28 protein-coding genes are annotated in these 22,378 nt (G+C 73.7%); 9 read left to right on the top strand and 19 right to left on the bottom strand.

From position 1 onward, the window contains the following. Window positions 1-17: 17 nt before the first annotated feature. Entirely contained in the window at window positions 18-1,025 is a 1,008-nt protein-coding gene (locus AB0C17_RS26515; RefSeq protein ID WP_357389211.1) for a LacI family DNA-binding transcriptional regulator, read from the top strand. A 120-nt stretch (window positions 1,026-1,145) separates the two neighbouring features. Then, on the top strand, window positions 1,146-2,051 hold the full coding sequence (locus tag AB0C17_RS26520) for a GNAT family N-acetyltransferase (protein WP_357389213.1): 906 nt from the start codon (window positions 1,146-1,148) through the stop codon (window positions 2,049-2,051). On the opposite strand, the gene AB0C17_RS26525 is transcribed toward AB0C17_RS26520, so the two are convergent. Both AB0C17_RS26525 and AB0C17_RS26530 read right to left on the bottom strand, forming a co-directional pair. Next, window positions 2,044-2,562: an O-acetyl-ADP-ribose deacetylase gene (locus tag AB0C17_RS26525; RefSeq protein ID WP_357389215.1), complete on the bottom strand. Its 519-nt coding sequence runs from the start codon at window positions 2,560-2,562 to the stop codon at window positions 2,044-2,046. The two genes, AB0C17_RS26520 and AB0C17_RS26525, sit on opposite strands and share 8 nt — an antisense overlap. A gap of 1 nt (window position 2,563) precedes the next feature. After that, window positions 2,564-3,355, bottom strand: a complete 792-nt coding sequence (locus tag AB0C17_RS26530) for an EI24 domain-containing protein (RefSeq protein WP_357469042.1) — start codon at window positions 3,353-3,355, stop codon at window positions 2,564-2,566. 40 nt (window positions 3,356-3,395) lie between these two features. Here AB0C17_RS26530 and AB0C17_RS26535 point away from each other — a divergent pair, with 40 nt between their 5' ends. Both AB0C17_RS26535 and AB0C17_RS26540 read left to right on the top strand, forming a co-directional pair. Then, window positions 3,396-4,388 carry a YafY family protein gene (locus AB0C17_RS26535; protein WP_357389218.1) on the top strand — a complete coding sequence of 331 codons (993 nt, stop codon included), beginning with the start codon at window positions 3,396-3,398 and terminating at the stop codon, window positions 4,386-4,388. An 88-nt stretch (window positions 4,389-4,476) separates the two neighbouring features. Beyond that, entirely contained in the window at window positions 4,477-5,148 is a 672-nt protein-coding gene (locus tag AB0C17_RS26540) for a nucleotidyltransferase domain-containing protein (RefSeq protein ID WP_357389220.1), read from the top strand. Window positions 5,149-5,152: 4 nt separating this feature from the next. On the opposite strand, the gene AB0C17_RS26545 is transcribed toward AB0C17_RS26540, so the two are convergent. From AB0C17_RS26545 to AB0C17_RS26565, 5 genes are all read right to left on the bottom strand, one after another. Next, entirely contained in the window at window positions 5,153-5,890 is a 738-nt protein-coding gene (locus tag AB0C17_RS26545; protein ID WP_357389222.1) for an alanyl-tRNA editing protein, read from the bottom strand. 11 nt (window positions 5,891-5,901) lie between these two features. Beyond that, window positions 5,902-6,789, bottom strand: a complete 888-nt coding sequence (locus AB0C17_RS26550) for an alpha/beta hydrolase (protein ID WP_357389224.1) — start codon at window positions 6,787-6,789, stop codon at window positions 5,902-5,904. Further along, complete coding sequence (locus AB0C17_RS26555) at window positions 6,786-7,100, bottom strand: DUF2516 family protein (RefSeq protein WP_357389226.1); 315 nt, start codon at window positions 7,098-7,100, stop codon at window positions 6,786-6,788. Before AB0C17_RS26555 ends, AB0C17_RS26550 begins: the two co-directional genes overlap by 4 nt. A 72-nt stretch (window positions 7,101-7,172) precedes the next feature. Continuing rightward, window positions 7,173-7,913, bottom strand: a complete 741-nt coding sequence (locus tag AB0C17_RS26560; protein ID WP_357389228.1) for a hypothetical protein — start codon at window positions 7,911-7,913, stop codon at window positions 7,173-7,175. After that, complete coding sequence (locus AB0C17_RS26565) at window positions 7,910-8,551, bottom strand: helix-turn-helix transcriptional regulator (RefSeq protein WP_357480979.1); 642 nt, start codon at window positions 8,549-8,551, stop codon at window positions 7,910-7,912. The genes AB0C17_RS26560 and AB0C17_RS26565 overlap by 4 nt, the downstream gene beginning before the upstream one ends. Window positions 8,552-8,664: 113 nt before the next feature. Between AB0C17_RS26565 and AB0C17_RS26570 the strand changes: the two genes are divergently transcribed. Next, window positions 8,665-9,462, top strand: a complete 798-nt coding sequence (locus AB0C17_RS26570; protein ID WP_357389232.1) for an alpha/beta hydrolase — start codon at window positions 8,665-8,667, stop codon at window positions 9,460-9,462. Window positions 9,463-9,563: 101 nt separating this feature from the next. Here AB0C17_RS26570 and AB0C17_RS26575 read toward each other — a convergent pair whose 3' ends face one another. The 4 genes from AB0C17_RS26575 to AB0C17_RS26590 all read right to left on the bottom strand — a co-directional run bounded on the left by AB0C17_RS26575 (window position 9,564) and on the right by AB0C17_RS26590 (window position 13,086). Beyond that, complete coding sequence (locus AB0C17_RS26575; protein WP_357389234.1) at window positions 9,564-10,523, bottom strand: asparaginase; 960 nt, start codon at window positions 10,521-10,523, stop codon at window positions 9,564-9,566. Window positions 10,524-10,617: 94 nt separating this feature from the next. Then, entirely contained in the window at window positions 10,618-11,460 is an 843-nt protein-coding gene (locus tag AB0C17_RS26580; RefSeq protein WP_357389236.1) for a 3-keto-5-aminohexanoate cleavage protein, read from the bottom strand. Between the two features lie 112 nt (window positions 11,461-11,572). Beyond that, entirely contained in the window at window positions 11,573-12,682 is a 1,110-nt protein-coding gene (locus AB0C17_RS26585) for a folate-binding protein (protein ID WP_357480982.1), read from the bottom strand. Further along, window positions 12,679-13,086 carry a Fur family transcriptional regulator gene (locus AB0C17_RS26590; RefSeq protein ID WP_357389280.1) on the bottom strand — a complete coding sequence of 136 codons (408 nt, stop codon included), beginning with the start codon at window positions 13,084-13,086 and terminating at the stop codon, window positions 12,679-12,681. Before AB0C17_RS26590 ends, AB0C17_RS26585 begins: the two co-directional genes overlap by 4 nt. Before the next feature lie 91 nt (window positions 13,087-13,177). On the opposite strand from AB0C17_RS26590, the gene AB0C17_RS26595 reads away from it, so the two are divergent. After that, a complete protein-coding gene (locus AB0C17_RS26595; RefSeq protein WP_357389240.1) occupies window positions 13,178-14,029 on the top strand; it encodes an aminotransferase class IV in 852 nt (283 codons plus the stop codon). Window positions 14,030-14,106: 77 nt separating this feature from the next. Here the strand turns inward: AB0C17_RS26595 and AB0C17_RS26600 are convergent, their stop codons facing one another. Beyond that, window positions 14,107-14,694 carry an FABP family protein gene (locus AB0C17_RS26600; protein ID WP_357480985.1) on the bottom strand — a complete coding sequence of 196 codons (588 nt, stop codon included), beginning with the start codon at window positions 14,692-14,694 and terminating at the stop codon, window positions 14,107-14,109. 4 nt (window positions 14,695-14,698) lie between these two features. Then, the gene (mtfM, locus tag AB0C17_RS26605; RefSeq protein WP_030504452.1) at window positions 14,699-14,803 is read right to left on the bottom strand and encodes a small membrane protein MtfM; all 105 of its coding nucleotides are present in this window, start codon (window positions 14,801-14,803) and stop codon (window positions 14,699-14,701) included. 23 nt (window positions 14,804-14,826) lie between these two features. Between mtfM and AB0C17_RS26610 the strand changes: the two genes are divergently transcribed. The 3 genes from AB0C17_RS26610 to AB0C17_RS26620 all read left to right on the top strand — a co-directional run bounded on the left by AB0C17_RS26610 (window position 14,827) and on the right by AB0C17_RS26620 (window position 17,723). Next, the gene (locus tag AB0C17_RS26610; protein WP_357389244.1) at window positions 14,827-15,189 is read left to right on the top strand and encodes a DsrE family protein; all 363 of its coding nucleotides are present in this window, start codon (window positions 14,827-14,829) and stop codon (window positions 15,187-15,189) included. 78 nt (window positions 15,190-15,267) lie between these two features. Continuing rightward, entirely contained in the window at window positions 15,268-15,651 is a 384-nt protein-coding gene (locus AB0C17_RS26615; RefSeq protein WP_357389246.1) for an SCP2 sterol-binding domain-containing protein, read from the top strand. After that, complete coding sequence (locus tag AB0C17_RS26620; RefSeq protein WP_357480988.1) at window positions 15,648-17,723, top strand: glycogen debranching N-terminal domain-containing protein; 2,076 nt, start codon at window positions 15,648-15,650, stop codon at window positions 17,721-17,723. Before AB0C17_RS26615 ends, AB0C17_RS26620 begins: the two co-directional genes overlap by 4 nt. A 2-nt stretch (window positions 17,724-17,725) precedes the next feature. Here AB0C17_RS26620 and AB0C17_RS26625 read toward each other — a convergent pair whose 3' ends face one another. From AB0C17_RS26625 to AB0C17_RS26650, 6 genes are all read right to left on the bottom strand, one after another. After that, complete coding sequence (locus AB0C17_RS26625; protein WP_357389250.1) at window positions 17,726-18,574, bottom strand: hypothetical protein; 849 nt, start codon at window positions 18,572-18,574, stop codon at window positions 17,726-17,728. A 108-nt stretch (window positions 18,575-18,682) separates the two neighbouring features. Next, complete coding sequence (locus AB0C17_RS26630; RefSeq protein WP_354868562.1) at window positions 18,683-19,021, bottom strand: DUF1416 domain-containing protein; 339 nt, start codon at window positions 19,019-19,021, stop codon at window positions 18,683-18,685. Then, window positions 19,021-19,869, bottom strand: coding sequence for a sulfurtransferase (locus AB0C17_RS26635; protein ID WP_357389252.1), 849 nt, complete (start codon window positions 19,867-19,869; stop codon window positions 19,021-19,023). The genes AB0C17_RS26630 and AB0C17_RS26635 overlap by 1 nt, the downstream gene beginning before the upstream one ends. A gap of 192 nt (window positions 19,870-20,061) precedes the next feature. Further along, complete coding sequence (locus AB0C17_RS26640) at window positions 20,062-20,139, bottom strand: Ms5788A family Cys-rich leader peptide (protein ID WP_311202345.1); 78 nt, start codon at window positions 20,137-20,139, stop codon at window positions 20,062-20,064. 192 nt (window positions 20,140-20,331) lie between these two features. Beyond that, window positions 20,332-21,114 carry a DUF2993 domain-containing protein gene (locus tag AB0C17_RS26645; RefSeq protein WP_357389254.1) on the bottom strand — a complete coding sequence of 261 codons (783 nt, stop codon included), beginning with the start codon at window positions 21,112-21,114 and terminating at the stop codon, window positions 20,332-20,334. A 79-nt stretch (window positions 21,115-21,193) separates the two neighbouring features. Next, window positions 21,194-22,243 carry a hypothetical protein gene (locus tag AB0C17_RS26650; protein WP_357389256.1) on the bottom strand — a complete coding sequence of 350 codons (1,050 nt, stop codon included), beginning with the start codon at window positions 22,241-22,243 and terminating at the stop codon, window positions 21,194-21,196. Window positions 22,244-22,378: the final 135 nt, after the last annotated feature.

Raw genomic sequence — 22,378 nt, forward strand, 5'->3', positions numbered from 1 at the left:
AGGTGGTGGTAACGGGGATGACGACGGCACAGCGACCGACCCTGGAGGCGGTGGCCCGGCTGGCCGGCGTGTCCCGGGCCACCGTCTCCCGGGTGGTGAACGGCTCGACCACAGTCGCGGAGCCGATCCGGCAGGCGGTACGCCGGGCGGTCGAGGAACTCGGGTACGTCCCGAACCTCGCCGCCCGCAGCCTGGTCACCCAGCGGACCGACTCGGTCGCGCTGGTGATGCCCGAGGCGGCCACCCGGGTCTTCTCCGACGACCAGGTGTTCCCGGGCATCATCCGGGGCGCCGCGCAGGAGCTGGAGGCGGCGGACAAGCAGCTCGTGCTGATGCTCGCCGGTTCGCCGGCCGGGCACGAACGGGTCGAGCGGTACACCACCGGCCGGCACGTCGACGGGGTGCTGTTCGCCTCGCTGCACGGCGAGGACCCGCTGCCCGGCCGGCTGGCCCGCCTCGGCATCCCGGTCGTGTGCAGCGGACGGCCGCTCGACGGCGCCGACGTGCCGTACGTGGACGTCGACCACACCGGCGGCGTCAGCACGGCGGTCCAGCACCTGATCACCAGCGGGCGGCGGCGGATCGCCACCATCGCCGGGCCGCAGGACATGGTCGCCGGGATCGAGCGGCTGATCGGCTACCGCGACGCGATCACCGGGGCCGGGCTGCCGGAGCTGGTCGCGTACGGCGACTTCACCCGGGAGTCCGGCACCGCCGCGATGCGCGAACTGCTCGCCGCCGACCCGGAGCTGGACGCCGTGTTCGCCGCCTCCGACCTGATGGCGCACGCCGCCCTGCGGACGCTGCGGGAGGCGGGACGGCGGGTGCCCGAGGACGTGGCGGTGATCGGGTTCGACGACATCGAGACGGCCGCGTACACCGAGCCGCCGCTGACCACAGTGCGGCAGCCGATAGTGGAGCTGGGCCGGTCGATGACCCGGCAACTGCTGCGCATCGCCGCGGGCGAGACGGTCGAGCAGGCGCTGGTGCTGCCCACGGAGCTGGTGCTGCGCGAGTCGGCTTAAGGAAGGGCCCCCTCTTAACGCCTCAGGTAGAGGAGGGGGCCCCTCTTAACAGCCTGCGGGGCAGCCCGCCGCGCGTTAACCGGTCGCGGGGCTGGCGGGCGCGGGGCTAGGGTCCGCCGGATGAGTGGAGCCGAGATCCGTCCCGCCCGCCCCGACGACGCGCCCGCAGTGGTGGCGTTGCGCGCGCTCGTCTACCCGTACCTGGTGCGCGGCGTCGAGTCGACCCGTCGCATGATCGCCGACCCGCCGGCCGGCGAGGACTGGTCGGCCTGGGTCGCCGAGGCGGGCGGGCAGGTGATCGGCTGGGTGTCGGCGTACCGCAACACGCAGACCTCGACGCCCGGCGTGGGCGAGATGGCCCTGCTGCACGTCCACCCGCGGCACCGCCGCCGGGGCACCGGCACCGCGCTGTTCGAGACCGCGTTCGACCACCTGCTGACGCTCGGGACGACACGCGTGCTCACCCATGCGCGTACCGACTCGCTGCCGTTCGCGCGGCGGCACGGCTTCGAGCCCAGCCGGGAGCTGCGCTACTCGGCGCTGGACCTCACCACCGCCCCGCCGATGCCGCAGCCGCCGCCGGGCGTACGGCTGGTGTCCGCCGCCGCGCTCGACCCGCGCCAGGTGCACCGGGTCGACGCCGAGGCGGCCCGGGACGAGCCGGGAGACGTGCCCACGGACTCGCTCGGCTTCGACCTGTGGCTCCACGAGTGCTGGGACAACCCGGGTCTGGACCGGGAGGCCAGCACGCTTGCCGAGGTGGACGGCGAACTCGTCGCGCTGAGCCTGGTCAAGCGGGACGGCGACCGGATGTGGTCGGACTTCACCGGCACGCTGCCCGCGTACCGGGGGCGAGGGCTGGCCCGGCTGGCCAAGCAGGCCGCGCTGCACACCGCCGCGACGCGCGGGGTACGCACCGCGTACACCTCGAACGACGGGGCGAACGCGCCGATGCTGGCAGTGAACGAGCGGCTCGGCTACCGGCCGGTGGACAGCCAGTGGTCGTGCCGGCGCACGCTCAGCTGAGCCTGGCGGCAACCCGCACCGCCGTGGCGTACGTGTCGCCGCCGAACAGCACCAGCCGGGCCTCGGTGACGTGCTCCGGGTTGGCCGCGTGCAGCACGGTGAGCGCCTGCGCCACCGCGTCGTCGACCGGCCACCCGTAGACGCCCGCACTGATCAGCGGGAACGCGATCCGGGTCGCGCCCAGCCCGTCGGCGACCCGCAGGCTGTTGGCGTAGCAGTCGCGCAGCAACGCCGACCGGTCCTCGTGCGGCGAGAAGACCGGGCCGACCGTGTGCACCACCCAGCGGGCGGGCAGGTTGCCGGCGGTGGTGGCGACGGCCTGGCCGGTGGGCAGCCCGCGCCCGTAGCGGGACGCGCGCAGCGCCCGGCACTCCTCCAGGATGGTCGGGCCGCCGCGCCGGTGGATCGCGCCGTCCACTCCCCCGCCGCCGAGCAGCGACGAGTTGGCGGCGTTGACTATCGCGTCGACCTGCTGCGCGGTGATGTCGCCCTCGATCAGGACGGTGTCCATCTCAGCTCTCCTCGATGGGCTGGCCCAGCGACCGGCGGGCCAGCAGCGCGGCCCCGGCGACGGCGGCCGGCATGACCAGCACCGCGCCGAGCGGGATCAGGAAGCACAGGAAGACCGCCACCCCGAAGCCGAGCGCCGTCGGCCGGTCGGCCCGCAGCCGCACCCGCCGGTCCGGCAGCCGCATCCCCCGCCGGTAGAACGGCGCGCCGACCAGCTCCAGCGCCAGGAACCAGCCACCCACCAGGGCACCGACCACCGGGACCATCGTCTGCCCCACCACCGGGATGAAACCGGCCGCGAAAAGGGGTACGCCGATCAGCGCGGACAGCGCCACCAGGCGCAGCGAGTCGGCGAGGCTGCGTCGCAGCGAGGACCAGAACGGCACGTCCACCGCACCGGGGGTGCCGCCGAGCCGGTCCTCGACCCGCTCGGAGATCGCCTCGTAGAACGGGTCACCGATGACCAGCGTGACGGCGGTGAACGTGAGCACCCCGACCAGCCCGGCGACCCCGACCACCGCCAGCCCGGCGGCCACCCGCAGCAGCCCGCGCCAGGGCGACGACCAGTCGTCGGCGAACGGGGTGAGCCAGCCCGCCAGGTCGTCCACGAAGTAGAGCAGCGTGGCGAACAGGGCCACGTAGAGCGCGCCGGTGATCAGCGCCGGGATCACGCCGAGCAGCATCAGCTTCGGGCTGCGGACGTACATGCCGAAGCCGCGCAGCAGCAGCCCGGCGCCGCCGAGGAAGCGGGTGGCCGCGCCGGTGACGGGCGCGACGGTACGGGAGGCGTTCACGACGGCACAGCCTAATCCGCCGGTGCACCACAATGGGCCTGTGCGTGCGTCGCGGCTGATCTCGCTGGTGTTGTTGCTCCAGTCCCGGGAGACGATGACGGCCGCCGAGCTGGCCCGCGAGCTGGAGGTGTCGGAGCGCACCGTCTACCGGGACGTGCTGGCGCTCTCCGCCGCCGGTGTGCCGGTGTACGCGGACCGGGGGCGGGCCGGCGGCTACCGGCTGCTGGGCGGCTACCGGACCCGGCTGACCGGGTTGAGCCGGGACGAGGCCGAGGCGCTGTTCCTGGCCGGGCTGCCCGGTCCCGCAGGGGACATGGGACTTGCCGACTCGGTCGCCGCCGCCGAGCTGAAGGTGCTGGCCGCGCTGCCGCCGAGCCTGCGGGACGCGCCCGCGCGTACCGGGCAGCGGTTCCACCTGGACGTGCCCGGCTGGTTCCGGGAGACCGCGCCGCCGCCGGCCCTGACCGAGCTGGCCCGGGCGGTCTGGCGGGACCGGTTGGTGGAGCTGCGCTACCGGCGCGGGGACCGGGAGGTGACCCGCACGCTGGCGCCGTACGGGCTGGTGCTGAAGAACGGGGTCTGGTATCTGGTCGGCCGGGTCGGGGACGGCTGGCGGACGTACCGGGTGGACCGGGTGGTCTCGGTCGAGGTGAGCGCCGACGGGTTCGAGCGGGACGAGGACTTCGACCTCGGGGCGTACTGGCGGGAGCAGGCGGGCGCGTTCCTGCGTGAGCTGCTGCGGGAGCGGGTGACGGTGCGGCTGGGCCCGGCCGGGTTGCGGGCGTTGCGGCACCTGGTGGACGCGCCGTTCGTCCACACCGAGGCGGTGGAGGCGGCCGGGCCGCCGGACGAGCAGGGCCGGCTGGTGCTGCGGCTGCCTGTCGAGTCGGTGGACGTCGCGTACGGCCAGTTGCTGGCGCTCGGCCCGGAGGTGGAGGTGCTGGCGCCGCCGCAGCTGCGGGCGCGCTTCGCCGAGGCGACCCGCCGCGCGGCGGCGCTCTACACCGATCCGCCGTCCGACGGTCAGCGGTAGCCGGTGGCGTCGGCCGGCTTACCGGCCTTGATACCTGACAGCGGAAGTCCGGTTTGCCGGACGATCCGGATGGGCGATCATCACCGGTATGCACCTGCTGTTGTCCGGGATCGTCGGCTCGGTCGCGTACGGGCTGGCCGGTCCCGGCTCGGACACCGACCGGATCGGCGTGTTCGCCGCGCCCACAGTCGCGTTCCACGGCCTGCGCCCGCCCCGCGAGTCGGTGGTCACCACCGACCCGGACGTCACGCTGCACGAGGCCCGCAAGTACGCGCTGCTGGCGCTGAGCGGCAACCCGACCGCCACCGAGCTGATGTGGCTGCCCGGCGACTGCTACGAGACCCGTACCGGGTTCGGCGACGAGCTGATCGCCATCCGGTCGGCGTTCCTCAGCGCGCCGCGCGTCCGTGACGCCTACCTCGGGTACGCCTCGCAGCAGTTCCGCAAGCTCGCCACCCGCTCGGCGGACGACGGCGGGCGACGGCGCTCGGCCAAGCACGCCCGGCACCTGGCCCGGCTGCTGCACCAGGGCCGGGTGCTGTACGCGACGGGCGTGCTGGAGATCCGCCTCGCCGACCCGGGCTGGTTCCGCGCGTTCGGCGAGCGGGTCGCCGGTGGCGCGCTGGACGAGGCGCAGGCCCTGGTGGCGGCCGCCGAGGCGGAGTTCGACCGGATCCGGTCGCCGCTGCCGGAGCGCCCGGACGAGCAGACGGTGGAACGCTGGCTGCTCGCCGTCCGGGCGGCGTACCTGCCGCGCTGAGCCGTCAGTCCGCCAGGCGTACGCGTACCCGGCGGTTGGCCCGGCCCTTGCTCTCCACCTTGACCACCTGGACCTTGCCGATCTGGGCGGTGGACGCGACGTGCGTGCCACCGTCGGCCTGCACGTCCAGCCCGACGATGTCGACGATCCGCACCTCCTGCTCCTCCGGCGGGATCAGGTTCGACTGGGTACGGATGATGTCCGGCAGGGCGAGCGCCTCGGCGCGCGGCAGCACCCGCACGGCCACCGACCGGTCGGCGGCCACCTCGGCGTTCACCAGTTCCTCGATGCGAGCCTTGAAGTCCGGCGGCACCTCGGGCAGGTTGAAGTCCATCCGCGCCTCGCCCGGTTCCATGTTGCCGCCGGTGACCAGCGCGCCGAAGTCGCGGAACACCACGCCGCAGAGCACGTGCAGCCCGGAGTGGGTGCGCATCAGCATGGTCCGGCGGTCGTCCTCCACCGCGCCGACCACCTCGGCGCCCACCGGCGGCACCGGGTCGCCCTCGGCCGGGATCAGCCACAGGTCGTCGCCCTTGCGGGTGCCGACGATCCGGGTCTGTACGCCCTGCCAGAGCAGCACCCCGTGGTCCGGCGGCTGCCCGCCGCCACCGGGGTAGAACGCGGACCGGTCCAGCACGATGCCCTGCTCGGGATCGGCCGCCAGCACCCGGCAGGTCCACTCGCGCAGGGTCGGGTCGGCGAGGTCGAGCCGGTGCGTACGGCCGTGGTGTGTGACGCCCATGGTCCGCGACGTTACCCGTTCAGGAACTCCGAGACGCGCCCCCGCAGGTCGGCGCGTTCGGTCCAGAGCACGCCGGGACGGTCGTACACGTGCAGTGTGGCGTTCGGGAGCGCGGCGGCGAGCCGTTCGGCGACGGCGACCGGGTGCAGGTCGTCCTCGGCGGCGGCGATGACGAGGGCCGGCGCGGTGACCGAGGCGAGCGACCCGGCGTCGTCGAGCGGCGCCTGGGCGGGCAGGTCGGCCAGCCCTGGTGCGAGCCCGTCGCGCAGCAACTGGTCGAGCCGCTGCCGCAGGTACGCCCAGCCGGCCGGGGTGTTGCGCACCGACGGCGGCAGCTCCAGCGACACCGCGTCGGCCAGCGCCGAGGCGTCGCCCTCGGCCACCGCGTCGAGCAGGCCGGTGAGCCGGGCACGGGCCACCTCGCCGCGTGGCGTGTCCAGTGCGGCGGGGAGGAAGAAGACGAGCCGCTCGAAGCGCTCCGGGCTCTCCGCGAGCAGCCGGCAGAGCGCGCCCGCACCGAGGCTGGCGCCGAACGCCCGGGTCGCGCCGCTCAGGTCGGCGATCGCGCGCAGGTCACGGGCGAGGTCGAGATAGCTCCACGGCCCGGGCGGGGAGTCGGATCGGCCGTGCCCGCGGAACTGGAAGAAGACGCGCCGCCCGGCGACGCCGCTGCCGAACGGGCGGGTGGTGGCGATGCCGCTGCCGAGCCCGTGGGCGAACACGGTTACCGGGTCACCGGTGCCGGTGACCAGCCGTTCCAGGCTCACCCCGTGCGGCGTGGCGACCAGTTCCGTCTCCGGCTCGGGCAGCGCGGGCCGCCCGGTCCGGGGCGCGCCGGGACCGGGCCCCCAGGTGCGGGGGCCGCCGTCCGGCGGCGGAGGCCAGCGGAAACCTCTCACCAGGACCCTCGGCCGTCGTGCAGGTCCCGCAGGCCGGGCCGCACGTCGAGCAGGTAGATGAGACCGGCCGCGATGCCGATCAGTCCGAACAGGCTGATCGGGCCGAAGCCGAGCAGGGTGAGCGCCAGGCAGACCGCCAGGATGGCGACCCAGCCGCCCTTGGGCAGCGTGCCGATCGCGGCGAATCCGTCGCCGCGCTGGGTGACCGCGTGCACCAGCGCCACCCCCTGAACGACGAGGGCGAAGACGAGCAGGATCAGCTGGATCACGCTTTGGACTGCGAACGCGAAGATCGGCGCGGCGGTGGCCATGGGTGCAAGCTTAAGCCGAGACCCCGGAAACGTCCGACAGGACGTTGTCCGGGGTCCCGGTGGAGCATCGGATCACTCGGCGGCCGGGCGGGTCCGCTTCGTGGTCTTCGGCAGCTTCGCCGCCGGAGTGGCCGGCTTGGTCGCCTTCGTGGCGGTCGTCTTGGTGACTGCCTTGGTGGCGGTCGCCTTGGTGGCTCGGGTCCGCTTCACCGCGGCCGGCTTGGCGGCCACCGCCTCGGCCACCTCGGCCGGGCTGGGCACCTCGGCCGGCGCGGTGGCGGCCGGCTTCGGGGCGGCCTCGGCCTTCGGGGCCACGTCGACGCCGGTGGCCTCGGTGGCCTCGATGTCGGCGTTCACGGTGTCGGCGGCCTCCAGCACCCCGGCGCCGACGACACGCTCACCCCGGGCGACAAGCTCGGCGTACGCGGCCAGGGCGCGCTCCTGCGCGGCGTGCGCACCGGCCACCACGACGGCGGCGTTGCGGGTGGCGGCCTCGCGGAGCTTCTCGATGTTGGCGGCCTCGCGCAGCTTCTCCAGGTTGGCCGCCTCGCGGAGCTGGTCGAGGTCGGTGGCGACGGCCCGCTCGCGCAGCCCGGTGGCGGTCTGGTTTGCCGTCTTCAGCGTCTCGGTGGCCTTCTGGCGCAGCTCGAAGCCGGTGACGACGGCCTTGCCACCGAGGTCGGCCACGACCCGGGTGCCGAGGCCGCTGACCACGGTGGGCAGCTTGCGCAGCTGCTCCAGGGCCAGCTCACCGGCGCCGGCGGCGGCGTAGAGGGGTGCGGGGATGCGGTTGGTCTTCGGCTGGGTGGTCATGACTGCTCCTCTTCGGCCGCACCGGCGGCCTTCCGGGCCGCCCGGCGGGCGGTCGTGTGCTCAGGGGCGGCGGTGGTCGGGGCCGGCGCGGCACCCGCTTCGGTGACGGCCACCGATTCGAGGACCGCCTCGGTCGGGGTGCCCTCCGGCGTGACCGGACCGGTGGCGGCCGCCGCGACGGTCGCCGGGGCCTCCGGCGCACCGGCCACCTCGGTCGCCGTTGTCCCCGTCGTGGCGGCCTTCTCGGCCGTGGCGGCCGTCTCCGCCGCCGTGGCCGCCTCGGTCGCCTCGGCCAGGCGGGCGTTCTCGCGCCGGAACGTCTCGTAGATCTGGGTGAGCGACTGCTTCTGGGCCATGGTCAGCTCGGGGTCGACGGCGATCGCCGCGAGCACGCCCTGGCCCTCCTTGTCGTCGAGCAGCCCGGCGCGCAGGTACATCGCCGGGGTGGAGACACGAAGCGCGCTGGCGAGCTGCTGGAGCACCTCGGCACTCGGCTTGCGCAGCCCGCGCTCGATCTGGCTCAGGTAGGGATTGCTGACACCCGCCTGCTCGGCGAGCTGGCGCAGTGAGATCTTCGCGTTGCGCCGCAGGTCGCGAATGAACCCGCCGACATCGGGAAGGTCCTTGCTGGTGGCCATGACTCAACGCTAGCCCGGTCCGCTAACTGCTGCAAGCAAAACGCTAGCCAGAGTTAGCAGGGTCACCGAAGGTGGGTTGCGGAGCCGATGTCCGGTCCGTACCGTTCCCGTCCGTGACCAAGATCGATATCAACGGCGCCCAGCTCGCGTACGACGAGAGCGGCGCCGGCACCACCGTGGTGCTGCTGCACGCCGGCATCGCCGACCGGCGGATGTGGCGCGAGCAGGTCCCGGCGCTCGCCCAGCGGCACCGGGTGCTCGCCCTGGACCTGCGCGGCTACGGCGAGTCGGAGCTGCCGCCCGCGCCGTTCGCCCACCACGACGACGTGATCGGACTGCTCGACGCCCTCGGCATCGAGCGGGCCGCGCTCGTCGGCTGCTCGTTCGGCGGCCGGGTCGCCGTGGACACCGCGCTCGCCCACCCGGAGCGGGTCTCGGCGCTGGCGCTGTTCGGCGCCGCTATCTCTGGCAACGAGTGGTCGGAGGAGACCGAGCAGCTCTGGGAGGAACTGGTCGGCGACGTGGACCCGGAGGACTTCGCCGCCACCGCCGCCGGGGAGGTGCGCTTCTGGGTGGTCGGCCCGACCCGCCGCCCGGAGGACGTCGACCCGGAGCTGATCCGGTTCGCCGAGGAGATGGACCGCCGGGCGCTCGCCGCCGAGCAGGCGCTGAGCGCGATCGAGGTGGGCGAGCTGGACCCGCCGGCCATCGACCGGCTGGGCGAGCTGCGCGTACCGGTGCTCGTCGCCGCCGGCGCCGACGACCTGGCCGACATCCGCCGCCTGGCCGACCGCATCGCCGACGAGGCCCCGAACGGCGTACGCCTCCCCGACGTCCCCGACGCGGCCCACCTGCTCCCCGTCGAGCGCCCCACCGAGACGAACGCCGCCCTCCTGCCCTTCCTCCCCTGACCCACTCTTTCGCCGATCTTGCACTTACGGCCCTCCGCGCGCCCGGAATACCCGGTTTGCCGGGGCAGCAAGTGCAAGATCAGCGAGGGGTGGGGTGAGGGTCACCAGAGGGGGCGGATGGCCCCTACCGGGAGGCCGCCGCCCAGCAGGGGGGGCTCGGCGTACTCGGTGAGGATGGGGGCGCGTACGTTCAGGCGGGCCAGGGCGGACACCAGGACAGGTGTGCGGGCTCTCGCGGCGCCGTCGTCGATCTTCAGGGCGACAGCGCCGACCTCCGGGATCGCCGCCGCGATCACACCCTCCGCGCCGATCTTGGCGAGCAGACCGGGTACGCCGCGCATCAGCCGCGTGTCCTCCGCCTGGGTGCCGCCGACCAGCTCCGGGTACGCCCGCATCGCGTCCGCCACCGTCCGCTCCTCGGTGCCCGGCTCGGCGCCGACCAGCCGCAGGAACGCCCGCGCCAGCCCGGTCAGCGAGACGGCGAGCACCGGTGCGCCGCAGCCGTCCACCCCGACCGCAGCCGCCCGCTCGCCGGTGAACTCCTCGATGGTGGCGGTCAGGTGCTGCTGGAGCGGATGCTCCGGCCGCCAGTAGCCGTCCAGCGGCCACCCGGCGGCCAGGCAGGTGCGCAGCATGCCCGCGTGCTTGCCGGAGCAGTTCATCAGCACCCGGGCCGGGCCGCCGCCGGCCCGCAGCACCGCCTCCCGGGCGGCCTCGCCGAACGGCAGGTCCGGCGGGTTGTGCAACGCGTCCCCGCTCAGGCCGGCGTCGCGCAGCAGCGCTGTCACCCGCTCGACGTGGAACTCCTCGCCGGCGTGACTGGCCGCGACGAGCGCGACGTCGGCCGGGTCGGTCAGCGGCAACCCCGCCCGGAGCATGCCGATCGCCTGCATCGGCTTGTTCGACGAGCGGGGGAAGATCGGCGAGGTGACGTCACCGGCCCCGGCGACCGGCTCACCGGCGGCGTCGAGCACCACCACTGAACCCCGGTGGACGCCCTCCACGAACCCGGACCGGACCACCTCGGCGAGCGGTACGCCGCCCTCGTACGTTTTTCCCACGTTATGGACGGTACCGAGGGGACGGGCCCGGTCGGCGGCGGGGTGACCTGCGACGTCGACCGAGGCGGTACGGGGCCGCAGCGGGGTGCGCCGCTTACCTGGCGGTAGCCGGGAGGCCGAGCAGCGTACGGGCCTCGGCGGTGGTCAGCGGCGGGCGCTGGGCGAGCTGGGCGAAGCCCACCGCCCGCGCGACGAGCTGCATGTTGGACTCCACCGGGCGCCCCTTGGCGTACGTGACCGTGTCTTCCATGCCGACGCGCAGGTGACCACCGGTCGACAGCGAGGCCAGCATCACCGGGATGGTGCTACGCCCGATGCCGGTGGCCGAGAACGTGGTGCCCTCGGGCAGGTCACGCAGCATCTGCTGGGCTGCCACCAGGGTCGCTGTGGTGCCCGGCATGCCGCCCGGCACGCCCATCACGAAGTCGACGTGCACGTGCCCGCCGTGCGGCAGGCCGTACTTGCCGAGCAGCCGCTGCAACGCGGTGAGGTGGCCCAGGTCGAAGATCTCGTACTCGGGGACGACGCCCCGCTCCTGCATCCGGGTGTGCAGGTCGACGATGAACTCCCACCGGTTGAGGAACACGTCGTCGCCGAAGTTGACAGTGCCCATGGTGCAGGAGGCCATGTCCGGCCCGGCGTCGAGCACCGCCAGCCGGGCGGCCTCCGGGTCGGTCACCGCACCGCCGGAGGAGAGCTGCACGATCAGGTCGGTGCTCTCCCGCAGCGCCGCCACCGTGTCGCGCAGCCGCCCCTGGTCGAGCGTGGGCCGCGCGTCGTCGTCGCGGATGTGGACGTGGATCACGGCGGCGCCGAGCGCCTCGCACTCCTTGGCGGTCAGCAGCAGCTCGTCGAGCGTCACCGGCAGCGCCGGCACCTCCGCCTTCGCCGACTCCGCGCCGGTGGGGGCAACCGTGATCAACGTCCCTGTCGTCATGCCCCGGATCCTAGACCGGTGCCCGACGCCGGGTCGACCGGAGGATTTCCGGTGCGAGCGGCGTTAAGAAGGGACCCTTCCTTTACCGGAGGCGTTAATAGGGGGCCCTTCCTTACACGTCAATGGCGGCGGCGCTCTCACCCACCAGCAGGCGGGCGTCGTCGGGCGTGTTGCGCTTCAACACGGCGAGCGCCACCTGGCCCAGCTCGAAGTGCTGCACGGCGGTGCCCACGAAGCCGACGGTCCGGCCGTCGAGCGTCACCGGCGTACCGGCCACCGGCGGCTGGTCGGTCGCCACGCCGTCCAGGTGCAGCAGGACGAGCCGGCGGGGCGGTTTGCCCAGGTTGTGCACCCGGGCCACCGTCTCCTGACCCCGGTAGCAGCCCTTGTCGAGGTGCACGGCCGGGGCGATCAGGTCCACCTCGGCCGGGATCGTCCGGTGGTCGGTGTCCACGCCGGCCCGGGCCCGCCTGGCGGCCACCCGCATCGCCTCGTACGCCCACAGCCCCGCCACCGGCACCCCGGCGCCGCGCAGCTCGGCGACCACCTCGTCCATGGCGGGCCGGGGCACCAGCAGGTCGACGCCGAGCGCCACCCGCCGGGCCCAGCCGTCGACGGGGAGCGGCTTCACGTCGTACACCACTGAGGGCCGCGCGGGCAGCTCACCGGAACGGAACTTCGGACCCGGCACCGCGACCACGTCGGGTGCGGCCAGCCCGGTGACGCCGAGCGTGTCCAGCGCGCCGGACGCCTCCGGCCCGACCAGCGACAGCAGCGCGTGCTCGGCGGTGGCGTCGCGCGGGTCGACCCGGCTGAAGAACCGCATCTTCTCCAGGAATGACAGGAGGCCCTCGGTCATCCCCGGCTCGGTGTCCAGCCAGGTGGTCTCGCCGTCGTCGGCGACCATCGCGTGCTGCTCGACGTGCCCGTGCGGGGAGAGCACCAGCAGTTCGGTGCCCTGCCACGGCGCCAGCGCGGCCAGGTGCTGGCTGGTGAGCGTGTGCAGCCAGCCGATCCGCTCCTCGCCCGGCACGGCGACCACGCCCCGGTGCGAGCGGTCGACCAGCCCCACGCCGGTGGCCAGGAGCCGCTGCTCGCGCATCGGGTCGCCGTAGTGCGCGGCCACCGGGCCGACCCCGGCGGCGCGGTGGGCCGGCTCGGGCTGGTCCCGGGTCTTGTCGTCGATGGCGTCGGTGGTCACCGCGCCGGCGATGTCGATCATGTGTGTTCCCCGTCCTGTGCGCAGCGGCCGCAGACCCCGAAGAGCGCGACGTGCCCGATGTCGACCTGGAACCCGCGCTGGTCGGCCAGCTGGTCGGCGAGCGGGCGGAACATCTCGGGTGAGATCTCGTCGATCGCCCCGCACTCCCGGCACACCAGGTGCACGTGCTGGTGCTCGCCGGCCGCGTGGTAGGTCGGCGAACCGTGCGACAGGTGCGTGTGCGTGACCAGACCGAGCCGCTCCAGCAGCTCCAGGGTGCGGTAGATGGTGGTGATGTTGACGCCGGCCGCCACCTCACGGACCGCCGTGTGCACCTGCTCCGGGGTGGCGTGCCCGAGGTCGAGGACGGCCTGGAGCACCAGCTGCCGCTGCGCCGTCAGCCGCAGCCCGCGCGCGCGGAGCATTTCCGCCAGGGAGGATTCGGACACCCTTCGATCATAGTTCGGCCGCCGCGCCGGTCCGTCCGCCGCCGGGGTACGCCACTACGCTGCGGCCGTGGAGGCGACGCGGGTGGCGGTGCTCGGCCGGGGGCTCGTACCGGCGGGTGAGCCGGTGCTGCGCGGCGACGACCGGGGCGTGCTGCACGGCGACGGCCTGTTCGAGACGCTGCACCTGCGCGACGGGCGGCCCTGGCTGCTGGAGCCGCACCTGGCCCGGCTGCGGGCCGGCGCCGCGGCGATCGACCTGCCGCTGCCCCCGGACGCCGCGCTTGTCGAACTGCTGGACGCGGTGTGCGCCGGCTGGCCCGCGCGGACCGAGGGCGCGCTGCGGCTGGTCTGCACCCGGGGGCCGGAGGGCGGCGGGCCGCCGACGGTGTACGCCACGCTCGGCGAGGTGCCCGCGTCGGCCCGGGCCGCCCGGCGCGACGGGGTGACGGTGGCCACGCTGCCGCTCGGGGTGGCCGCCCGGTCCCGCCCGGAGCTGGGGTGGCTGCCCAGCGGCGTGAAGTCCACCTCGTACGCGCTGAGCACCGCCGCCCGGCGGTGGGCGCGGCGGACCGGCGTGGACGACGTGCTCTGGGTCTCGTCCGACGGCTACGTGCTGGAGGGGCCCACCGCCAACGTGGTGTGGTGCAGCGGAGGCCGTCTCCTCACGGTGCCGGCGGCGCAGACCGGGATCCTGCCCGGCGTGACCGCCCACCACCTGCTGGAACGCGCGGCCGAACTGGGCCTGGCGGCCGGCGAGCACCTGCCCACGGTGCCCGACCTGCACGAGGCCGAGGCGATCTGGCTGACCAGCTCCCTACGCGGCCCGGTCGAGGTGACCAGCCTGGACGGCGATCCCCGCCCCAGGCACCACCTGACCCACCGCGTCCAGGCCCTCCTGCGCTTCACCCCACCCCGTTGACCATGAAGTTGGCGGCGTCGGCTGCCCGATTCGTCGCCGCCAACTTCATGATCGCCGGGATCGACGGCGGGGCGGGGTCAGCCGGCCACCCGGGTGAGACGGGCGGAGAGGTGCGGGCTCAGCGGCTGACCCACGGCGGCCATCTCCTGGGCGTACAGCAGGGCGCCCTCCACGATGCCGAACAGGCGGGCACCGGCGGTGACCTCCTTCGCCGTGGCGGTACGCACGACGGCGTCGGTGGCGAACTCGATCTGGGTGCCCTTGCGCTTGCCGATGTGCAGCTCCATCACGCCGGTCGGCGTGGTCATCAACGCCTCCAGCTCGTCGGTGACCCGCTCACCGTCGAGCACCGGACGCCACCAGCCCACCTCGCGGCCGGCCGGACGGACCGGGCGGCTCTGCTCGTCCAGGAGCCAGGCCCGTGACTCGTAGAACAGGAACGGCCGGCCGTCGTGGCTGATCCGGATCTCCTGCGCGTAGTCGAAGTCCTCGATCGTCGGGAACCCACCCCGGCCCCGGCCGCGCCACACCCCGACGTACGGCAGCAGCCCGTCCAGGCTCGGGTGCAGCTTCGGGCCGACGCGGAGGTCGTGGCTCTCCTCGTACGGGTACGGGTCGACCGGCGGCGCGTTCAACCAGGGCGGCTGAAGCGGATTCTCACTCACAGATTCACCACTTACCTCTAGCTATGCGGACCGCGAGATAGACCAGGCCACCGGCGAGCGCGCCCAGGCCGGCGACCAGCAGGCTGACGAACCCGATCTCGGTAACCATCCCGGCCATCCTATGCTGGCGGCATGGCGCGCACTCTCGTCGTGAAGGCCACCGCCGGCGCGGACTCCCCGGAACGCTGCGCCCAGGCGTTCACAGTCGCCTCAACCGCGGCCGCGGCCGGGGTGGACGTGTCGCTCTGGCTCACCGGTGAGTCCACCTGGTTCGCGCTTCCCGGGCGGGCGGAGACGTTCGAGCTGCCGCACTCCGCGCCGCTCGGCGAGCTGCTGCACGTCGTCCTGGCCACCGGCCGGCTGACCGCCTGCACCCAGTGCGCGGCCCGGCGGGACATCGGACCGGGCGACGTCATCCCCGGCGTACGCATCGCCGGAGCAGCGGTGTTCGTCGAGGAGGCGATGGCAGAGGGCGCGCAGGCGCTCGTCTACTGAGCCACCAACCAGCTTGTCCACTCTGCCCGGTGGGCCGATCCTGACCCGACATGTCCGGATTGCGCCTACCATGCGCATGTGAGTGAGGCGATCAAACGGTTCTTCGCGTCGCTGCCGGCGCGCGCCGCGGTGGTGCTCAACAGCCCGATCGGCGGCACGCTCCAGATCGATCTGGCTGACGGCAACCGCACCGAGCACTGGTACGTGACGCTGAGTCCCGGATCAGCGAAGGTCAGCCGGGAGGAGCAACGGCCGGCCGACGGCGTGCTGACCCTCTCCACCGAGCTGTTCGAGAAGCTGGTCACCGGCCGGGAAGCAGGCATGGCAGCGGTGCTGCGCAACGAGGCCACGTTCAGCGGGCACGTCGTGCTCTTCCTCGCGTTCCGCCGCTTCCTGCCGGCCCGGCCCGACGCACGGGATCCGCGGGACACCGCCCGCGAACACGTCCGGCGGCCGGTGTGAAGGACCGGGTCAGCATCCTCGACGGCAACACGTTCCTGGTCAGCGACGATCGCGGCAACATCGAGCCGTCGTACGACTTCCCCACCGGGCTCTTCTCCTTCGACACCCGGTTCCTCTCCACCTGGTTCCTCACCCTCGACGGGCAACGCCTGCACGCGCTCTCGATCGACGACTCGCTGTCGTACAAGACGCGGTTCTTCCTGGTCCCCGGCGAGCCGACGCACTATCTGGACGCGGACGTCTCGCTGATCCGCGCTCGCGCGATCGGCGGCGGCCTCGACGAGCAACTGACCCTGCTCAACCACTCCGAGCAGGAGAAGGAGTTCCGGCTCCGGCTGGAGATCGGCTCCGACTTCGCCGACCTCTTCGAGATCAAGCACAAGCGGGACAAGAAGGGACGCACCACACCCACCGTGGAGCGCAACGCGCTGCGGCTGACCTACCGCAGGCAGGCGTTCCACCGCGAGACGCTGGTGACGAGCAGCGCGCCGGCCGAGGTCGACGCTGACGGGATGACGTTCCGGATCCGGGTCGGCCCGCACAGCGAGTGGACCACCACGCTGCACATCGAGACGGTCATCTACGGTGCCCGGGGCGAGGACATCCGGGCCGCCCTTCCCCTCGGCCGCCGGCGCACGGCCGACGACATCGACGCGGAACAGAGCGACCTGATCAGCCGCGCGCCCAAGCTGGGCTGCGACTGCGAGCCGCTGGCCGGTGCGTACCGGCGCAGCCTCAACGACCTGGCCGCCCTCCGGTACGAGTCGATCACGCTCGGCGTCCGGCTGCTCGCCGCCGGCCTGCCCTGGTTCATGACGCTGTTCGGCCGGGACAGCATCTTCACCTCGTTACAGGTGCTGCCGTTCCTGCCGGAACTGGTCAAGCCCACGATCGTCATGCTCGCCGGCCTCCAGGGCAGCCGGATCGACGACTTCCGGGACGAGGAGCCCGGCAAGATCCTGCACGAGCTGCGCTACGGCGAGACCGCCGGCTTCGAGGAGCAGCCGCACTCGCCGTACTACGGCGCCGCCGACACCACGGCGCTGTTCGTGATCCTGCTCGACGAGTACGAGCGGTGGACCGGTGACGCCGCGCTGGTGCGCCAGCTGGAACACGAGACGCGGGCGGCGCTGACCTGGCTGGACACGTACGGCGACCTGCTCGGCACCGGCTACGTCTGGTACATGTCCCGCAACCCGGAGACCGGCCTGCCGAACCAGTGCTGGAAGGACTCGCCGGACGCCATCTCCTACGCCGACGGGCGGATGCCCGAATTCCCCCGGGCGACGTGCGAACTTCAGGGGTACGCGTACGACGCGAAGCTGCGCGGTGCCCGCATGGCCCGCACCCACTGGAACGACCCGGCGTACGCCGACCGGCTGGAACGCGAGGCGTCGGCGCTGAAGGAACGGTTCAACAACGACTTCTGGATCCCGGACCGTGAGTACTACGCGCTGGCGCTCGACCCGTGGGGCCGTCGGGTGGACGCGCTCACCTCCAACATCGGCCACCTGCTGTGGAGCGGCATCGTCGACGAATCCCGGGCCCCGGCCGTCGCCGCCCACCTGCTCGGCCCGCGCCTGTTCTCCGGGTGGGGCGTGCGTACGCTCGCCGACGGGCAGGGCCGGTACAACCCGGTCGGCTACCACGTCGGCACGGTGTGGCCGTTCGACAACTCGATCATCGCCTGGGGCCTGTGGCGGTACGGCTTCCGGCAGGATGCCGGACGGATCTGCGACGCCCTGCTCAGCGCGTCGCAGTACTTCGACGGGCGGCTGCCCGAGGTGTTCGCCGGCTACGCGCGCGACCTGACCGAGTACCCGGTGGAGTACCCCACCGCGTGCAGCCCGCAGGCGTGGTCCGCCGGCACGCCCCTGCTGCTGCTACGGGTGATCCTGGGCCTGGAACCGCAGGGCGAGCACCTGATCATCGACCCGGCCGTACCGGCGGGGATGGGCCGGGTGGAACTGCTCGACATCCCGGGACGCTGGGGCCGGGTGGACGCGCTCGGCCGCAGCCGCGAGCCACACGAGGAACCCGCGCCGCCGCCGCTCACGCTGCCCGACCAGTGACGTCAGGCCGGGCAGGACGTGGTCACCGCCACCCGGACCCGCTCGCCGGCCCGCTGCGCCAGCACCGCCGGGTCGCCCGGGCGCGCGTACCTGTCGGCCGAGTCCACGACCGGCGCGGCGCCGCCGCCGAACGCGACGGCCAGCGGCTGATCGGCCGGTGCGGCCGCCTCGGACCGGACCGTGCGGGCGGTCCCGCCGCCCGGGCAGGGCGCGGCCAGCACCTGGACCGGGCCGGTCGCGCCGCCCCACCGGCCCAGCGCCGCGGCCAGCACTGCCGACTCGGCGGCGGCGTCGGCGGACGGGGCCCGGTAACCGGAACCCACCGGGCGGCAGCCCGTGTCGGCGGTGAGCAGTAGCCGGCCCGGTCCACCGGCCCGGCCCTCGACGGTGACGAACTCGCCCGCGTCGGCGCGCAGCAGCGGCTCGCCGTCGAGCGTCGACACCCCGGCCCGCCACGGCGCCGGCAGCCGGTCGGCGATGCCGCGCAGCACCGCGCGCACGTCGTCGCCGCCGATCGCCACCTCGACGCCGCGCTCCAGCGTCGCGCCGTCGTCCATCGGCGTGATCCGGCAGCCGCGTTCCAGCCGGTCCGGCAGGAGCGCCGGTACGCCCGCACCGCCCACCGCGGCGGTCAGCTCGCCGATCGCCCGGTCCACCACCGGGCCGGCCTGCTCCAGCGACCGCTGCTCCTTGACCGTCGGCGGGTCGGTGCGCACCGACCACCAGGTCAGGCCGGCCAGCAGCACTGCCCACGCCACGGTGGCGACCACCGGCCAGCGCGGCCGGCGGCGGGCACCCGGTCCGGGGCCGGGCGGGTTGGGCGGGGCGTAGCCCGTCTCGACGGCAGTCACCCGGCAATGGTGTCACGTACCGGCGAGCTGCCCGGCCGCGCCTCGGCACCCTGGAACGGCTCGTGGCCCGCCACCCGGTCGGGTGGCGGGCCACGATCAGAGCGTGGGTCAGGCGGCGACCGAGACGGTCACCTCGTTGATCCCGCGGGTCGCCGACACGGCGGTGTCGCCGTTGCCGTGGCGGGACAGCGCGCGCAGGGTCCAGGAACCCGGCGCGGCGAAGAACCGGAACTGCCCGGCCGCCGACGTCACCACCTCGGCGGTGAACTCACCCGTCGAGTCGAGCAGACGCACGTACGCGCCCGGCACTACCTCACCGGACTCGGCCAGCACGCGGCCGGTGATGACGGTCTCCTTCTCCAGGTCCAGGCTGGCCGGCAGCGGAGCGGACTGGTCCGGCGCGGCGCAGCCGGCGGCAGCCGTCGAGGCTGCGGAGGCGGCGGTCATCAGGCCTCCCCCGGCTCGTCGCCGAGCGCCACCGGCACGCCGACGAGCGAGCCGTACTCGGTCCAGGAGCCGTCGTAGTTCTTCACGTTGCGGTGCCCGAGCAGCTCCTGGAGCACGAACCAGCTGTGCGAGGAGCGCTCGCCGATCCGGCAGTACGCGATCGTCTCCTTGCCGTCGTCCAGCCCGGCGTCGGCGTAGATCTTGCGCAGCTCGTCGTCGGACTTGAACGTGCCGTCCTCGTTCGCCGCCTTGGACCACGGGACGCTGATCGCGGTCGGGATGTGGCCGGCCCGCTGCGCCTGCTCCTGCGGCAGGTGGGCGGGGGCGAGCAGGCGGCCCGCGAACTCGTCGGGGCTGCGCACGTCGACCAGGTTCTTGGTGCCGATCGCGTCGACCACCTCGTCGCGGAACGCGCGGATCGAGGTGTCCGGCTCCTGCGCGACGTACTGCGTCTTCGGCCGCTCCACCGCGTCGGTGACGAGCGGACGGGCGTCCAGCTCCCACTTCTTGCGGCCGCCGTCGAGCAGCTTCACGTCGCGGTGGCCGTAGAGCTTGAAGTACCAGTACGCGTACGCGGCGAACCAGTTGTTGTTGCCGCCGTACAGGATCACGGTGTCGTCGTTGGCGATGCCCCGGTCGGACAGCAGCGCCTCGAACTGGGTCTTGTTGACGAAGTCCCGGCGGACCTGGTCCTGCAGGTCGGTACGCCAGTCGAGCTTGACGGCGCCGGCGATGTGCCCGGTGTCGTAGGCCAAGGTGTCCTCGTCGACCTCGACGAAGACGACGCCCGGGGCGCCGAGGTTCTTCTCGGCCCACTCGGCCGAGACGAGTGCGGTGTCGCGACTCATCAGATCACTCCCTGGTGAGGATGGTTTGGTGAGCCTGCGCGTGGGGATCGATCTCGGTGATTGTCGCACCACACGCGGACCCTGAGCTAGGAACGGATCACGGGTACGTGCGACGGCGCCGCTGCCGGGCGTTGAGGGGAGGTTCGTGGACCCTTGGGGCCGCCGTTCAGGCGGCCGGAGACAGCCCCGCCGTCAGATGACGGGGCGACACAGGCAGGTGGCCACGCGGCACAGGTCGACCGCGCGCCGTTTGGTGAGGAGGGTCCCCATGGGCAGGGAGATTACCAGCCCACGCCACGGACGCCACCAGGCCGACCAGCATCCGGGACGGCAGGCCCGGTCACCGGACCGGGCGCGGGCGGCTTGTCAGCCGGCGGAGTTGATGGCAGGCCGGCTTGTCAGCCGGCGGAGTTGATGGCAGGCCGGCTTGTCAGCCGGCGGAGTTGATGGCAGGCCGGCTTGTCAGCCGGCGGAGTTGATGGGCACGTTCGCCGCGTCCGCCGTAACCACCAGGCCCTCCGGCTTCGGCTCCACCTTGCGCAGGTTGAGCTGGAACGGCAGCTCCGGCAGCGGCACGTCGATCGAGATGCCCTGCGCGTACCGGGTCAGCGCGGCCCGGGCCAGCGGCAGGTTCGGCAGGCCATCGGCGGTGAGGTCGTTGAACCGCAGCGCCACCTTGTTGCCGGTCACCGTGACGTCGGCGGTGCCGTTGACGGTGAGCTTGATGCCCAGGACGTCGACCGGGGCGGTCACGGCGAGCTTGCCGTTGCGCTCGCCCAGCGTCAGCCCGGGCCGGTCCAGCAGCTTGGCCAGGCTCTCGTAGGTGACGGTGCCCCGCCCGTCCACGCTCTCGGCCACCACGTCGCCCCGGCCGGAGCGCAGCGTGTCCAGCGACGCGGTCACGTTGCGCGCGTCCACGTCCAGCTTCGGCACCTCCACCGCGTCACCCTGCACGTTCCCGCGCACGTCGGTGAGCTGGATCGAGATGCGTTCGTACCGGCCGTCGAGCACCTGGGTGAGGAACGGGAAACCGGCCACCTCGACCTGCGGCGCGGAGGACTGCGCGTCCTGCTTGGCGACCTCCTGCCGGACCTGGTCGGCGATGGCACGCTCGGCCACCCCGGCGGCGACCCGGTCGGCTACGACGAGCAGCCCGGCCAGCACCAGCAGCAGGACGAGGAAGCCGATCAGCACCTTCCGGCCCCGTCGCCGGGGTCGGCCCTCCGCCGGGTACGCCTCTGCCACGCCGCCTCCAGTCCTCGCCGCCGTCACCGCGCCTCGCGGCGCAACCGTACTTACCCGAGGCGAATCCTCCCCAACCGCGTCAGAGGAACAGCACGCACATGGCGTACGCGGCGGGCGCGGCCAGCGCGAACCCGCCCAGCGGCCCCTGCATGTGCCGGGCCACCCACATCGTCGGCGGCTCGCCGGCCATCAGCCGGCCCGCCTCGGCGTACCCCACGGCGAGGTCGGCCAGGACGGCGGTGGCCGCGCTGACCACCCCGACCAGGGCGGCGCTGGTCGGGGTGAAGCCGACCAGGTAGCTGCCGAGCACGGCGCTGGTGAGGGTGCCGATCATGGCGCCGGCGACCACACCGGCCGCGCCGCGCGGCACCTGCGGGGCGAGCCGGGGCCACGGCGCGACCGCGTCGGTGAGCCGGGCGACGAGCAGCGCCACCCCGGCGGCGGTGAGGCAGACGGTGATCGCCTGGGTGCCCTTGGGGATCCGGCTGAGCACGATGAGCGTGGCGAAGGCGACCACGCCCACCACGATGAACAGCGTGCCGCCGAGCGAGTCGGTCACCCGGACCCGGTCCACCCGCCGCACGAGCTGCCCCAGCACGCCGAGCAGGAAGCCGGCGGCCGCGGCGTAGCCGAGCGGGGCGAGGCCGGCGATGTCCGACCGCACGGCGGCGATGTCGGCGATCACGGCCGTGCCGGCGCTGACGAGCGCGACGACGAGCAGCGCGGGCGGTCGCATGGCCATCGTCCAGGCCAGCACGAACAGCAACTGGACGCCGAAGATGATCGCCGCGAACGGCAGCCGGTGCCCCGGGCCCGCGGTCTGCGCGCCGAGCACCAGGCCGACGCCGAGCAGCGCGGCGAAGCCCGCCACGGTGAGCGCCAGGGGCCGGCGGACGGGGACCGGCGGCACCTCCTCCTCGGGCTCCTCGTCGGACTCGTCGTCGGGACGCCGGCCGGGGCCGCCCTTACGCAGCCGGCGCGGGCCCTTGCGCTCCCGCCGGTCACCGTCCTCGTCGGCGGGGCCGGTACGCGGGGCGGGCGGGTAGCCACGGGCGGGGCCGGGCGGCCCGGCGGACGGGTCGCCGGCCCACGGTTCACGACCGGTGTCGCGCGAGGTGGAGGGAAACACGCCCCGATCGTGCCAGACCCGGGCGGCTCGGCGGAGGTCCCGGTTTCGGCGACGTTAAAACCTGCGGCGCGATCAAGGGCAGAAAGGGCAAACGGTAAATCGCGCGAAGGTGACGGCTGGCCCATCGGTTACGCT

It is taken from the genome of Micromonospora sp. NPDC048887 (assembly GCF_040649715.1).
Lineage (GTDB): Bacteria > Actinomycetota > Actinomycetes > Mycobacteriales > Micromonosporaceae > Micromonospora.

Excerpts from the sequence above, each read along its gene's own strand:
- AB0C17_RS26515 (WP_357389211.1), top strand. The coding sequence starts at position 18 with ATGACGACGGCACAGCGACCGACCCTGGAGGCGGTGGCCCGGCTGGCC.
- AB0C17_RS26520 (WP_357389213.1), top strand. The coding sequence starts at position 1,146 with ATGAGTGGAGCCGAGATCCGTCCCGCCCGCCCCGACGACGCGCCCGCA.
- AB0C17_RS26525 (WP_357389215.1), bottom strand. The coding sequence starts at position 2,562 with ATGGACACCGTCCTGATCGAGGGCGACATCACCGCGCAGCAGGTCGAC.
- AB0C17_RS26540 (WP_357389220.1), top strand. The coding sequence starts at position 4,477 with ATGCACCTGCTGTTGTCCGGGATCGTCGGCTCGGTCGCGTACGGGCTG.
- AB0C17_RS26545 (WP_357389222.1), bottom strand. The coding sequence starts at position 5,890 with ATGGGCGTCACACACCACGGCCGTACGCACCGGCTCGACCTCGCCGAC.
- AB0C17_RS26555 (WP_357389226.1), bottom strand. The coding sequence starts at position 7,100 with ATGGCCACCGCCGCGCCGATCTTCGCGTTCGCAGTCCAAAGCGTGATC.
- AB0C17_RS26560 (WP_357389228.1), bottom strand. The coding sequence starts at position 7,913 with ATGACCACCCAGCCGAAGACCAACCGCATCCCCGCACCCCTCTACGCC.
- AB0C17_RS26565 (WP_357480979.1), bottom strand. The coding sequence starts at position 8,551 with ATGGCCACCAGCAAGGACCTTCCCGATGTCGGCGGGTTCATTCGCGAC.
- AB0C17_RS26580 (WP_357389236.1), bottom strand. The coding sequence starts at position 11,460 with ATGACGACAGGGACGTTGATCACGGTTGCCCCCACCGGCGCGGAGTCG.
- AB0C17_RS26585 (WP_357480982.1), bottom strand. The coding sequence starts at position 12,682 with ATGATCGACATCGCCGGCGCGGTGACCACCGACGCCATCGACGACAAG.
- AB0C17_RS26590 (WP_357389280.1), bottom strand. The coding sequence starts at position 13,086 with ATGCTCCGCGCGCGCGGGCTGCGGCTGACGGCGCAGCGGCAGCTGGTG.
- mtfM (WP_030504452.1), bottom strand. The coding sequence starts at position 14,803 with ATGGTTACCGAGATCGGGTTCGTCAGCCTGCTGGTCGCCGGCCTGGGC.
- AB0C17_RS26610 (WP_357389244.1), top strand. The coding sequence starts at position 14,827 with ATGGCGCGCACTCTCGTCGTGAAGGCCACCGCCGGCGCGGACTCCCCG.
- AB0C17_RS26630 (WP_354868562.1), bottom strand. The coding sequence starts at position 19,021 with ATGACCGCCGCCTCCGCAGCCTCGACGGCTGCCGCCGGCTGCGCCGCG.
- AB0C17_RS26635 (WP_357389252.1), bottom strand. The coding sequence starts at position 19,869 with ATGAGTCGCGACACCGCACTCGTCTCGGCCGAGTGGGCCGAGAAGAAC.
- AB0C17_RS26640 (WP_311202345.1), bottom strand. The coding sequence starts at position 20,139 with ATGGGGACCCTCCTCACCAAACGGCGCGCGGTCGACCTGTGCCGCGTG.